The sequence below is a fragment of the Amycolatopsis oliviviridis genome (assembly GCF_014654365.1).
In the GTDB taxonomy this organism is placed as follows: domain Bacteria; phylum Actinomycetota; class Actinomycetes; order Mycobacteriales; family Pseudonocardiaceae; genus Amycolatopsis; species Amycolatopsis oliviviridis.
In genome coordinates this window covers 82637-95651 of the sequence record NZ_BNAY01000007.1, presented here as the reverse complement: position 1 = coordinate 95651, position 13015 = coordinate 82637, and the positions used below count along the sequence as shown (strand labels likewise).

Here is a 13015-nt window from a genome sequence, read left to right as displayed (position 1 = left end):
TAAGTTCGCCACCAGACGTGAGCGGACGGCAAAAGTACCCACCGCAAGGGCGGCACGAGTGGCCAGAATGATCGGCAGGATTACCCACAAGCGGCCAGAAAGACCCTGATGAGCGCCACTCGCGACCGCCTGCCGGCCCTGGGCGAGCAGCCCGGTGAAATCGTCCTGCAGTCCCCGCCGATGCTGCCGAAGGGCTCCTCCGGTGGAGCCATGCAGCTGCTGATGTTCATGCCGATGATGCTGGGCATGGGCGCCATGTCGTTCGTCTACATCGGACGCGACGGCGGGGTGATGACGTACATCTTCGGCGCGTTGTTCCTCACCGCGATGGCGGGCATGGTCGTGATGTCGCTCGGTCGCGGTGGCGCGGCGAAGAAGGCGCAGATCAACGAGGAACGCCGGGACTACCAGCGGTATCTCACCGGTTTGCGCGGCCAGGTCCGCGAAATCGCGGACAACCAGCGCGCGGCCATGTCGGCGTTGCAGCCCGATCCGGCGGATCTGTGGGCGTACATCGAGACAGGGAAGCTGTGGGACCGCCGCCGGTCCGACTCGCAGTTCGCGCAGGTCCGCGTCGGGACGGGGCCGCAGCGGCTCGCGACACCGTTGAAGGCACCGCAAACCGTGCCGCTGGAAGACCTCGACCCGGTGTGCTCGACGAACCTGAAGCACTTCATCCGGACCTACTCGACGGTCGACGGGCTCCCGGTCGCGGTCTCGCTGCGGTCGTTCGCGCAGGTCAGCCTGTCCGGCCGCCGTCCGGACACGCTCGGGACCGCGCGGGCGCTGCTGACCCAGCTCGCGACCTTCCATTCACCCGGCGACCTGCGGATCGCGCTCTGCGTCAAGGACGACCGGCTGCACGACTGGGAATGGGCGAAGTGGCTGCCGCACGTCGCCTCCACCGCCGCGGACGCCGCCGGTCCGCGACGGCTCGTCGACGCCGACGCCGGGAAGCTCGCCGACCTCCTCGGTCCCGATCTCGGCGACCGGCCCGCGTTCACCCGGCGGCCGGACTCCCGGCTGGACCTGCCGCATGTCGTCGTGATCGTGGACGGCGGGCACACCCTCGCCGACACGCGGCTCGTCGCCGAAGAGGGCAGGCTCGGCGTCACGGTGGTGGAGATCGGCACCGAGCAGCCTCGGTCGGTGTCGTCCGAACGGCTGCTGAGCCTGCACATGAGCCCGGAGCAGCTCGGGATGGTCGTCGGCGACGGGACCGAGCAGCGGCTCGGGTTCCTCGGCATGCCGGACACCCTCGACCGCGGGGCCGCCGAGGCGCTGGCCCGGATGCTGACGCCGCTGTTCCAAGGAGCGGCCGTGGTCACCGAGGCGCCGATGTCGGCGACGTTCGGGCTGGCCGGGCTGCTCGGCATCGGCGATCCGCGCGACACCGACACGGCGGTCACCTGGGCGCCGCGTTCGGCGCGGGACCGGCTGCGGATCCCGCTGGGCATCAACCCCGAGGGCAGGCCGGTCGATCTCGACCTCAAGGAGTCGGCGGAAGGCGGGATGGGCCCGCACGGCCTGGTCATCGGCGCGACCGGGTCCGGCAAGAGCGAACTGCTGCGGACGCTGGTCACCGCGCTCGCTGTCACGCATTCCTCGGAGAAGCTCAATCTCGCGCTGATCGACTTCAAGGGTGGCGCGACGTTCGCGGGCATGACCGGACTGCCGCACACCTGCGCCGTCATCACCAACCTGTCCGACGATCTCGCGCTGGTCGACCGCATGGCGGACGCGCTGAACGGCGAACTGTTGCGGCGTCAGGAGCTTCTGCACGCGGCCGGGAACTACGCGTCGGTGCGGGACTACGAAAAGGCCAGGGAATCCGGCGTCAACCTGCGGCCGTTGCCGTCGTTGCTGGTGATCATCGACGAATTCAGCGAGCTGCTGTCCTCGCGACCGGAGTTCATCGACCTGTTCGTCGCGATCGGACGGCTGGGGCGGAGTCTCGGGATCCACCTGCTGCTGGCGTCGCAGCGACTGGAGGAGGGACGGCTGCGCGGGCTGGACTCGCACCTGTCGTACCGGATCGGCCTGCGGACGTTCTCCGCGTCGGAGAGCCGCGCGGTGCTCGGCGTCGCGGACGCCTACCAGCTTCCGCCCGTGCCGGGCTCGGCGTACCTGAAGTCCGACAACGACACCCTGATCCGGCTCAAGGCCGCGTACGTCTCGGGGGAACTGCCGCCGCGAAGCAAGATCGTGCGCAAGGACGGGCAGAGTCTCGGGCTGATGCCCTTCACGCTGGCACCGGTGGAGATCCCGGTGACCGTCGAGGCGGAGGAACCGGTCGAAAAGGGCACCGGCGAGACGATCATCGGCGCGATGATCTCGCGGATCGAAGGCAAAGGCCCGGAAGCGCACCAGATCTGGCTGCCGCCGCTGGCCGAACCGCCCACCCTGGACCAGCTGCTGCCGCCGCTCGGCGAAGATCCCGAACGCGGGCTGTGCCCGCTGGGCTGGGGCGGCAACGGCAAGCTGATGATCCCCGTCGCCCTGGTCGACAAGCCCTTCGAACAGCGGCGCGACATGCTGTGGGCCGATTTCTCCGGTGCCGCCGGGCACGCGCTGATCGTCGGCGCGCCGCAGAGCGGCAAGAGCACACTGATGCGCGACATCGCCGCGATGCTCGCGCTCACCCACACCCCGGCAGAGGTCCAGCTGTTCGTACTGGACATGGGCGGTGGCGCGCTGGCGCCGATCGCCGGGCTGCCCCACGTGTCCGGCTACGCGACCCGGCGCGACGCCCAGCGTTGCCGCCGCGTGGTGGCGGAACTGACCACCCTGCTCGAACAGCGTGAGGAGTTCTTCTCCGCCAACGGGATCGAGTCGATCACGACGTTCCGCCAGCGGCGTTCGGAGTTCCGCGAGAGCACGGAAGGCCGTGAATTCGGCGACGTCTTCCTGTTCGTGGACAACTGGACCACGATCCGCCAGGAATACGAACAGCTGGAGGAACAGATCACCAGCCTGGCCTCGCGCGGGCTCGGTTTCGGCATCCACGTCGTCGTCTCGATCAACCAGTGGATGGGCATGCGGGCGCCGCTGCGCGACGCCATCGGCACCAAGTTCGAACTGCGGCTCGGTGAGCCGGCGGACTCGCTGATCGACCGCAAGATCGCGCAGAACGTCCCGGCGGACCGGCCGGGACGCGGGCTGACCGCGGACAAGCTGCACTTCCTCGCGGCGCTCCCGCGCATCGATTCGGACCAGCGGCCGGACACGGTCGGCGCCGGCGGCCTCGACCTGAACAGGCGGATCTCCGCCGCCTGGAAGGGAAGTCCCGCGCCCGCCGTGCGGCTGCTCCCTGCGGAGGTGCCGCTGGACTCGCTGGAAGCCGGGCCGCGCAAGCAGGTCACGCTCGGCATCGCGGAGTCGAATCTGCGGCCGGTGTACCTCGATTTCGCCACCGAACCGCATTTCGTGGCCTTCGGCGACGTGGAATCCGGCAAGAGTTCGCTCCTGCGCGCGATCGCGCAAGGCATCACCGCGAAGTACTCGCCGGAGGAAGCGGCGATCGTGGTCGCCGACTACCGGCGCGGAATGCTGGGCGCGGTGCCGGAGTCGCATCTGCTCGGCTACGCGGGTTCCGAAACCGCGTTGACCGGACTGATCGAGCAATGCCAGCAGGCGATGCGGAACCGGCTTCCCGGCTCGGACGTCACGCCCGAGCAATTGCGGAACCGGTCGTGGTGGCGGGGGCCGGATCTGTTCGTGCTCGTCGACGACTACGAAATGGTCGCGACCGTCGGCCGGAATCCGCTGCTGCCGCTGTTGGAATTCTTGCCACAGGCCCGGGACATCGGACTTCACCTCATTGTCGCGCGCGGGAGTGGCGGCGCGGGCCGTTCGCTGTTCGAACCCGTGCTGCAACGGATTCGCGAGCTGGGTTCACCCGGTCTCGTGATGTCCGGGTCGCGGGACGAGGGTGCGCTGCTCGGAGACGTCAAGCCGGGGCCCCAGCCCGCTGGGCGGGGTGTACTGGTGTCACGGCGGCACGGGACCGGACTGGTCCAGGTCGCTTGGACCAAGCCAGTGGAGGATTGAGGGGCGTCCCGTCAGCGTTGACGGTTCAGCTCGGAGGGACCGCGTCCGTGGGCGACGTCGGTCGCCAGGGCCCTGAGTTTCAGGCTCCGGCTGCGGGCGTGCCCGCGCAGGCGCGCGAACGCCTCGTCCAGCGGGATGTGGAAACGTTCGGACAGCACCCCCTTGGCCTGTTCGATCGCGACCCGGCTGTGCAGCGCCCCTTCGAGCTGGCTGACGACCTGTTCGAGGCCGTTCACACGGTGGTGGTAGGCGAAACATCCCATGGCCGCCTCCGTGAAGGCCTGGGCGATGCGCAGATCCGTCACGGGTATCACCGGCTGCCCGGTGTTCACCAGGTTCAGCGCGCCCACAGTGGTCTCGACCGTGCGCAACGGCACGGCCGCGATGGCGACCACACCCGCCTCGCGGGCGTAATCGGCGAACCGAGGCCAGCGTTCGGCGCCCGGGCTGCCGTCCCCGAACCCGGTCGGCGGCAGGACCGCGTTGGTGCGGGTGATCTCCAGGCAGGGCCCTTCGCCGAGCTCGACCTGGGCTTCCTCCAGTCCCCGGCACCGTTCGTCGGACGCGGTGGCATAGCGCACCTGGCCCCGATCGTCGATCACGGTGGTACCGGCGCCTTGCACCCGCAAGAGACCGTTCGCGTGGTGAGTCAGATCGTGAAGCAGGTCCAGGGCATCGAAATCAGCGGCACGGTTCGCCAGATCGGCGGTGGCCTCTGCGATGCGTGCTTCTCTTTCTGTGGCTGACACTGGAAGTCGCCAATCAGGGATAGCCCACGCCCGACGTCGTCAGGTCGTCCGCACTCGTCAGAACGCGGGAAACCGAGTGACCTCGGGGGAGGTCATTTCGTGCCCGCTGACAGGAGCGCTCTCCTCGAATCTCGTTGACCTGTCTGAGGTCCCGCTCCAACTGGGGCCAGGTCGTCACGCGACCTCACGATGCCGCCACGACGCTACAAGGATTCCGGCGCCCGTAACAGGGCCATCCAGGTCTACGGGCGAGCGGCTCGCCCACCCGAGTGACGGCGGCACGTCCCGGGTGATCAGCCGATCACTGCGGTCAGATCTTCACCCACGGGTTCGGGCGAGCCGTCCGGACCGCCTCCATGAGTTCAGGGAATTCCCTCTGTTTCCCCGAAAGCGCACCGGATTCGCCTGAGCCGAGCGTAGGAGTCCACGCAAAATGTCCCACCGAAAGGAAATTCAGCCACCATGCCTCGAAAACACCTGACGGGCCAGGGTTTTCCCGCGAAAGATGCGACTTCGAGCCTGGTTCCCTCCTTCTGCCGGCTCGCCGAGATCGCCCGCGGCCACTGTTCTCAGATGCCCGTTCACTCTCCGCGTAAATCCGATCACGAATTCTGTGGTGATCGAACTCACGTTCGACTACCATCATGGACATGACCCAAACTCTTGCTCCTAATCTGAAAGCCGCTCGTTTTCTGGACTCCGCGTTCGCCGAAGAAGTTTCACTTCGAGGCTCGCAGGGTCGCCAGGTACGAGCGTTGGCCGAGTTCGCCGCGGTGGGCGGTTCGCGAAGATCGATGACCGAGGAAGTCGCCTTGCGCTTCTCGGTCTCTCGCAATCGCGCGTGCCTGCTGCTGGAGATCTCCTGCGCCTTGGTGTCCCGGTTGCCGAACACGTTGGCAGCACTGGACAAAGGCGAGATCGACTTGTTCAAGGCGTCGAAGGTCACGCAGCTGACCAGGGACGTGTCGGACGAGGTCGCCGCGCAGGTGGACGAGTTCATGGCCAAACGTCTGGCCGAACGCGACCCCGCGGCGATCCGCGGGTCGGTGAACTACGCGGTGCAGAAATTCGATCCCGACGGTTACCGGGAGCGAGCGGCGAAGAAACGCGCCCTGCGGCGTGTATCGCTGAAGCACGAGGACGAGACCATGTCCACGCTCTCCGGCCATCTTCCCGCCGAGGTCGCGGGCTCGATCTACGCCTCGATGAGCCGCGCGGCACAGACACGACGGAAAGCGGACAAGTCCCGCACGCTCGAGCAGCACCGCGCCGACGTGTTCGCCGAACGTCTGCTCGCCGAGAGCGGCCGCGGCAAGCCACGTCCGCACATCCACGTCTACGTGGACCTGTTGACTCTGACCGGCGCCCGCAAGGACCCCGCGTTCCTCGCCGGCTACGGGCCCATCCCGGACTGGCTCGTCCGCGAGATCGCGGCCGAGCCCACCTCGACGTGGTCGCGATTGATCACCGACCCCGCCACCGGGCAGCTGCTCGAAGCGGGTCCGGAGACCTATCGCTTCCCCGCCTCACTCGCCCGGCTGATCAAAGCCCGGGACCGGGAATGCACCCATCCCGGCTGCCACCGTCCCGCCGAGTTCTCCGAGATCGACCACATCACCGCCAGGGCCCGCGACGGTAAGACCGATCACCACAACGGGCACGGATACTGCAAGATCCACAACCTGCTCAAGGAAGAACCCGGCTGGTCGGCCGAGCCCACCGGCAACGGCGGAATGATCATCACCACTCCGAGCGGGCACACCTACAAGACGGCACCCGAACCGCTCCACGAACCCCGGACCGCACCGGATGAAGACGAGCGGGCGGCCTGAACCCGCCGACCCTGAACACAGTGGAACGTCACTCGATCCGTGCGGCGATCTCCCGGGCACAGGCCAGAGCCTCGTTCACCCCCGTGTCCACCTCGAAGTCGTAAACCACACCCCGATGAACGATCTCGGCCTGCGCCTCAGCCATCCCGACGACCCGATCCCCACGCGCCATCTCCCGCCCCGCGGCAACGGCGCCGTCGCACCAAACCCCGACCCACAGCACCGCGTTCCTGTCCAGCCCAGCGCCGTCCAACGCGGCGCGCCAGCGCTGTTGTGACGCGGCGCCACCGAGGAACGCGTCGTCGATGATGACCCGGGCACCCGCCCGCACCATCGTCGCGACACCGGTCATCCACGCGTTTTCGAGCCGCTGGAAACCGGATCCGACGCTGACCTCACCATCCGCCGCGAAGTCGATCCCCTCGTCCACCGCGGCGGGCATGGCGTCGATCAAGGTGTCGACGCCGAAGGTGAGCCAAGGTTCCGGCAACACCGTTTGCAGACACCGGGCGATCCCGGACTTGCCCGAACTGGACCCACCGTTCAAGACGATCACCTGAGTCGCCACACGAGCACGCCGAGGCCCCGGTGGTCCAGGCAGAGGATCACCTCGCTCCGCCCGGAACTCCGCCACCAGATCGAAAAGCGCGGCCACCTGTTCCCCGTCACCGAGACCGGGGAACGATGAATCACGCCTTTCCAGCAAACCGGATACAACGGAAGTCCACACCAAAGGACCCGGATCCACCCATTCCTGAAAGCCGCGCAGAACACGGTTCTCCGAAGCAGCGTCGAACCCGCACAAAAACACACAAGCGTCCCGAAGCGTCGCGATCCCGTACATGGAGGGCCGGGACCTGACGTCAGCCAATCGGTCATCGATGTCCACACCCGACTATCCCACCCGGACGGCCCAATACTTTCCTCGCACCGCTTACCGACTTCGGTAGGTTACAAAAACCCTTACCGCCGCATAACTTGGTGAAACCGTTTCAAGTCGAAACGAACTCCCCGACGCAGGCCGAAGGGCGTATTCATGCGTATGTCCAAGATCGTCGCAGCGGTGGCCGGCGCCGCCGCGGCGCTGACCGTTGCCGCTACCCCTGCCGCGAACGCGGGCCAGGACATCATCGGCGGCGGCACCGTGAGTTCCGCGCCGTGGGGCGCCCAGATCTACTGGAACGACGCGACCGCGTACGGCGGCTTCAACTGCTCCGGCACCATCATCGCGCCGCAGTGGGTCCTCACCGCGAAGCACTGCCTCAACGCCCCCGGCATGCACGTGAAGGTCGGGAACGTCAACCTCCAGCAGGGCACGAATGCCGAGGTCGACCAGCAGAAGGCGGCTCCCAGCGGGGACATCGCGCTGCTGCATCTCAAGACAGCGGTCAGCACCACGTACATGAAGCTCGGCACCGCGAACCCGGCCAACGGCACCACCAACCAGATCTACGGCTGGGGTCGCACGCAGGGCAGCAACCCGCCGTCGAGCGTCCTGAAGACGGCCAACGTCCGCATCACCGGGACCAGCAGCGACGCCTACGGCGGCCAGGCCATCGCCAGCGTCGGCGTCAACGGTTCGGCATGGCACGGCGACTCGGGCGGCCCGCAGCTCTCGGGCGGCGTCCAGGTCGGCGTCTGCTCGACCGGCAGCAACTCCGGCACGAACCCGCAGGGCACCCAGAACTACGCCAGCGTCGCGGCGAGCCGCAGCTGGATCCGCACCACCGCGGGAGTCTGACCGCGGAGTCCGACCGCGAAGGGAAAGGGGCCGTTCGAAACCGAACGGCCCCTTTCCCACCTTCCCCCGAACTCTTGAATCAGAAACGCTTCTGGCTCAAGAACACTTCGACTTCGGGTTGATCATCGACACCGAACCGACCTTCTCCCCGTTGACGGTGAACTCGTAGATCCAGTCCGGTTTCCCGTCTACAGGCACCTGAAACCGGCCGTTGTCGCCGGCCTTCATCCCCTTGGCGTCGTAGGCCGCCTTCAGTTCCGCGAGTGATGAACCGGCGCCGATCCCCTCGGCGGTCTTCGCGTCCGAAGGAGCGGCGAGTTCACGCAGTCCCTCCTTACCGAACGAGGCCCCACCAGCGGCCACGAAAGCCTTGTCACGCTCTTCCCGCTTGCCCGCCAGCTCGGCGGACGCGAGAGCGGCGTCGGCGAACAGTCGCGTGTCCTTGGCGGACTTCTCCGCCGACCTCGCGCTTTCCTCCGCGGACGCGCCCGGCTTCGGCTCCGGGTCCGCCTCGAGTTCGTCGGCCTTCTTGTTCAGGTCCTTCGCCTTGGCCTCGGCATCGGCTTCCGCCTTCATCCGCGCCGGGTCGGGAGCCGGACCGCCGACGTAGGAGAAGTCAGCACAACCATCCAAATTGGACGTCGGCGCCGGAGCCAGCTTGCCGCCCGCCAGCGCGGCGTCCTTGGCCATCCCCAGGGTCAGCCCGCGGTATCCCGCCGGGCCGAACTTCTCGGGTGCGGCCGCCTTGTCGTCGCCGGACGCACCGGACGAGCCAGGCGCGTCAGGCGACGACGAACACGCCACCCCACCGATCAGCACCGCCGCGGCGGTGAGCACCACACCCGCGCGTCTGCCCGAAAACCGCCGATAAGTCCGCGTTCCATTCACGCTTACCCCCTTCATCGGACCGAAAGTTATCCGATGCGGCAGAAAGTCCCGAGTGGATCTCGTGGAGATACGGTGAAGATCACGTCAGCTGGTGCATCGGCCTCGGCGCCCGGAGGGAAAGCATCGAACCGGCGGCCACCACGACGATGATCCCGGCACCCGCGACCAGCGTCCAGAAGTCGGGATGCACGATGGACTGTCCCCGCTGAGCCTGCCAGGTGAGCAGCGCCAGCAACCCCGCGAAACCGGCCGATGCGGTCCGGACCAGGTTCCGCCGCACGAAGTCCGATTCGAGCACCGGATACCGTCGGGCGAGCTTCAGCAGCCCGAAAGCGACCAGTGGCAGCACCTGGATCGCGTGGATCCCGAAGAAGTGCGGGATCCGCATGTCCCCGCCCACGGTGCTCCAGCCCAGCACCGGCAGCCCCGGGCCACCGTCGGGTACACCGACGGCGTGCGCCCCGACGATCGACGGCCGTTCGCCGGAGCGGAACTGGGCCATCTGCTGTTCGTTCGGCCCGAACATCAGCAGCGCGATCCCGATGCCGGCGACCGACAACGCGGCACCCGCACGTAACGCGGAGTTCATCGCCCGGTCGGGAAGACGCTGGAACAACAGGAGAACCGCGATGGCCGCCGTCGCTCCCCAGCCGAGGAAGGCACCGTTCGCGACCATGTTGTTGATCCACTGGTCGGCCGGGGTCTCCTGGTTGAAGTGGAGTGTCCGGCCGCGGACGGCGATCTGCCAGAACAGCAGCGCCATGTCCATGCCGAGGCCGACCGCGAACACCGTCCCGAGCCACCACCCGAGCCGCTTGCCCCGGGTCAGCTGCCCGATCAGCCAGGCCAGTGTCACCGCGTAGAGACCCACGGAAATCGTGAACTTGAGCGGTTTGAGCCAAATGGGCGCGTTGACGAGGCTGCGATCGTCGAGAACGAGGCCGCCGAGCGCGATCACCCCGAGCACCGCCATCGCCGCCGCCAAGATCATCAGCGGGCGATGCAGTACTGTCCTGGATCCCTTGTCCACCATGGAATCGAGGGTGCCGGGGAGCTCCACATCGAACACTGGAGTTCTCCCCCGGATCGAAGGTGGGGAAGGCCCTACCGCCGACCTGTGGGTAATAGTGCCGTCACCGCAACCGGCAGTTGTGCCGTTTGACCACACTCCCCTGTTTTCTAGCGTGTCCTTCACAAGAGCAGACAGGGCGTCCCCTGGTGCTCACCGGGATTTCCAGCGAGATGAGAGGAGGTGGCCCATCAATGACCGGTACGGGATATCAGGCAGACGCAGCTGCGATGGCGCGCGCCGTCCAGGGGTTCGAGGAAACCGCGTCGAACGCCAAGACCACGATGGCCAGCTTGGAGAGCGAGCTGACCCAGACCCTGCACAACTACAAGGGTGACCAGGCGGTCGCGTTCTGGGACCTGCAGCGCCGTCTGCAGGAGAAGATGACCATCGCCGTGAACGAGCTCAACACCATGTCGCGTCTCGTGCACGAAAGCAACCGGAACTACAACTCGGGTGACGAGCAGGTCCGGGAAAGCCTGACCGGGGTCAGCGGCACCGTCGACCAGACCGTGATCCACCGGCTGAACCCCTGATCCGCGAGAGGACCACCAATCATGGCTGACGTCGTCGAAATCAACTTCGCCGCGCTGCAGCACAGCTCGGCCTCGCTGGCCGCCAAGGCCAAGGCGCTCACTTCTCAGCTCGAACAGCTGCACACGAACCTGCAGCCGATCACTCAGACCTGGTACGCCTCCGGCAGCTCCGCCGGTGAGGCCGCCCGTGCGTCTGAAACCCGCCTGCGCCAGGCCACCGCGGACATCGTGGCGATCATCGCGCAGTTCGGTGGCAAGGTCGGCGACGCCCACGATCTCCAGCACAGCCTGGAGAACCGTAACCAGGGCCTGTTCGCCGGCTGATCCCCATCCGTCGGCCGGCCGGTGCTTTCACCCCCCTCGGCACCGGCCGGCCGGCTTTGCGCGTCGTCGTCCTTTGTTGGCATGGCCGATCACGAGAGAGCCGGGATCAATGCAAGACCAGTCGTACTACGTCCATCTGGAATCACTGAAGGACTTCGTGCGGGAACTGGAGACCCAGATCCATGCGATGTCCAAGCCGAACGACTTCCTGCTGACCCTGAGCGAGCAACCGTTGCTGTTCGGCGAGTTCGGGGAGGCGGGTTCCCTCAACAAGGCGCACCAGGCGGCCGTCGCCGAGATGCAGGGGCTGCTGGACCAGGTCAAGGGCGCGATCACCTTCGCGCAGGACGTCACCACGACCGTCGCGGACGGCTACGCCGCGGCCGATGACTCGGTCGCCGGCGACATGAACCACTCCAGCCAGCAGACCGGGCTGCTCGATCCGCTGCTCAACGTCCTCGGCGGCGTGCTGGGTGGTAACAGCGGCTCGAACGGCGGGGGGAACAAGGGATGACCGACACCGCGCACACGAACTTCGCCGCCTACTCGCACCAGCAGCTTTACGCGATGCTGCAGGCGGGCGACCCCAACACGGCCCGGCACGCGGCCCACAAGTGGCAGTCCACCGGCTCGGGGCTGTTCGAACAGGCCGAGAACCTGACCGGGGAGCTGAAGGACTTCTCCGGCAGCTGGACCGGCGGTGCCGCCGACAAGTACCACACGATGATCACCGACCTGGTCGGCGGAATCCGCAAGGTCGCCCAGACCGCGCACGCGATGAACCATCTCCTCGAGGACGCGGCGGACGCGCTGGTGAAGGCCAAGAAGGAGATGCCGCCGCCGGTCGCGGTGCCGGACGTCTCCCCGGCCGACGTCGCGCTGGCGGTCAACCCGCCTCTGCTGCCCCCGGACTCGTCCCCGGCGACGATCATGAACGCCGCCCAGCAACGGCAGCAGGCCATCGCGAACGTCGAGGCGCAGCAGCAGGCCGCGGGCGCGGCCAACGCGGCGCACAGCAAGGCGATCGTGGTGATGACCCAGCTCGCGGGTGACTACACCTCGGCGGAGGAGTCCATTCCGGCCTCGCCGAACGCCGTCGCCCCGCCGCCGGTCACCGGGGGCGGCTCGGCCCCGGGCGGCGGCTCCGTCGGCAACAACATCGGCGGAACGCCCGGTGTCGGCGTGCTGCCGGGGGACAACACGCATCCGCTGCCGTCGGACGGCTCGACCCCGCCCACCACCGGGCAGCCGGGCCAGGTCCCGAAATCGAACCCGTTGTTCGGCGACATGTTCACCGCCGGTCTCGCCGCGGCCTCGGCCGCCGCGTTCGGCCGGTTCGGTTCGATCATGCCGCGCGTTCCCGGGTGGGCCAACGGCAAGAACCCGAACGAGGGCAAGGACAAGAACGGTGAGCCCGTCGGCGGAGGCGCCGGTGCGGCAGGCGCGACCGCGGGTGGTGCGGGTGGCGGCATCCCGATCGGCGGGGGCGGCGCGCCCTCGCTGGACGGCGGCGCCATCGGCGGTGGCGGGGTCTCCGGGCCTGGCGACGCGCCCGCCGCGTTCTCCGGTCTGGCGGGCGACGGCGGCTCGGGCAGCGCCATGAGCGGGCTCGCGGGCGGGGCCGCCGGTGCCGCGGGCGCGGCGGCGGCCAAGGGCGCGATGCCGATGATGCCCATGATGCCGATGGGTATGGGCGCGGGCGGCGACATGGGTTCCGGACGACGGATCCCGCCGTGGCTCGTGGAGACCGAGAACGTCTGGGGTCAGTCCTCCCCGGTCGCTCCGGCCGTGCTCGGCGAAGAACCCGAACAGTACTGATTCCCCTG

General features: G+C 67.8%; 11 protein-coding genes. 7 read left to right on the top strand and 4 right to left on the bottom strand.

Annotated elements, in window-relative coordinates; all coding sequences use genetic code 11:
- Window positions 1-108 precede the first annotated feature (108 nt).
- Window positions 109-4050 (top strand): type VII secretion protein EccCa, encoded by a 3942-nt coding sequence (eccCa, locus tag IE302_RS28330; RefSeq protein ID WP_191257484.1) that lies wholly within the window; start codon window positions 109-111, stop codon window positions 4048-4050.
- An 11-nt stretch (window positions 4051-4061) separates the two neighbouring features.
- Here the strand turns inward: eccCa and IE302_RS28325 are convergent, their stop codons facing one another.
- The gene (locus tag IE302_RS28325; RefSeq protein ID WP_191257483.1) at window positions 4062-4799 is read right to left on the bottom strand and encodes an ANTAR domain-containing protein; all 738 of its coding nucleotides are present in this window, start codon (window positions 4797-4799) and stop codon (window positions 4062-4064) included.
- A 794-nt stretch (window positions 4800-5593) separates the two neighbouring features.
- Between IE302_RS28325 and IE302_RS28320 the strand changes: the two genes are divergently transcribed.
- Window positions 5594-6631 (top strand): HNH endonuclease signature motif containing protein, encoded by a 1038-nt coding sequence (locus IE302_RS28320; RefSeq protein ID WP_191257482.1) that lies wholly within the window; start codon window positions 5594-5596, stop codon window positions 6629-6631.
- Window positions 6632-6659: 28 nt separating this feature from the next.
- Here IE302_RS28320 and cpt read toward each other — a convergent pair whose 3' ends face one another.
- Window positions 6660-7520 (bottom strand): chloramphenicol phosphotransferase CPT, encoded by an 861-nt coding sequence (cpt, locus tag IE302_RS42840; protein ID WP_229907970.1) that lies wholly within the window; start codon window positions 7518-7520, stop codon window positions 6660-6662.
- Window positions 7521-7673: 153 nt separating this feature from the next.
- Here cpt and IE302_RS28310 point away from each other — a divergent pair, with 153 nt between their 5' ends.
- Window positions 7674-8372: a S1 family peptidase gene (locus IE302_RS28310; RefSeq protein ID WP_308436922.1), complete on the top strand. Its 699-nt coding sequence runs from the start codon at window positions 7674-7676 to the stop codon at window positions 8370-8372.
- Window positions 8373-8468: 96 nt separating this feature from the next.
- On the opposite strand, the gene IE302_RS28305 is transcribed toward IE302_RS28310, so the two are convergent.
- Window positions 8469-9260, bottom strand: a complete 792-nt coding sequence (locus IE302_RS28305) for a hypothetical protein (protein ID WP_229907969.1) — start codon at window positions 9258-9260, stop codon at window positions 8469-8471.
- 79 nt (window positions 9261-9339) lie between these two features.
- Complete coding sequence (locus tag IE302_RS28300) at window positions 9340-10293, bottom strand: hypothetical protein (RefSeq protein ID WP_191257788.1); 954 nt, start codon at window positions 10291-10293, stop codon at window positions 9340-9342.
- Window positions 10294-10523: 230 nt separating this feature from the next.
- Here IE302_RS28300 and IE302_RS28295 point away from each other — a divergent pair, with 230 nt between their 5' ends.
- The 4 genes from IE302_RS28295 to IE302_RS28280 all read left to right on the top strand — a co-directional run bounded on the left by IE302_RS28295 (window position 10524) and on the right by IE302_RS28280 (window position 13007).
- On the top strand, window positions 10524-10865 hold the full coding sequence (locus IE302_RS28295; RefSeq protein ID WP_073848466.1) for a WXG100 family type VII secretion target: 342 nt from the start codon (window positions 10524-10526) through the stop codon (window positions 10863-10865).
- 21 nt (window positions 10866-10886) lie between these two features.
- Window positions 10887-11189: a hypothetical protein gene (locus tag IE302_RS28290; protein WP_005155348.1), complete on the top strand. Its 303-nt coding sequence runs from the start codon at window positions 10887-10889 to the stop codon at window positions 11187-11189.
- 109 nt (window positions 11190-11298) lie between these two features.
- Window positions 11299-11703 carry a hypothetical protein gene (locus IE302_RS28285; protein WP_038510253.1) on the top strand — a complete coding sequence of 135 codons (405 nt, stop codon included), beginning with the start codon at window positions 11299-11301 and terminating at the stop codon, window positions 11701-11703.
- Window positions 11700-13007 carry a WXG100 family type VII secretion target gene (locus IE302_RS28280; RefSeq protein WP_191257480.1) on the top strand — a complete coding sequence of 436 codons (1308 nt, stop codon included), beginning with the start codon at window positions 11700-11702 and terminating at the stop codon, window positions 13005-13007. Before IE302_RS28285 ends, IE302_RS28280 begins: the two co-directional genes overlap by 4 nt.
- The last annotated feature ends 8 nt before the right edge of the window (window positions 13008-13015 follow it).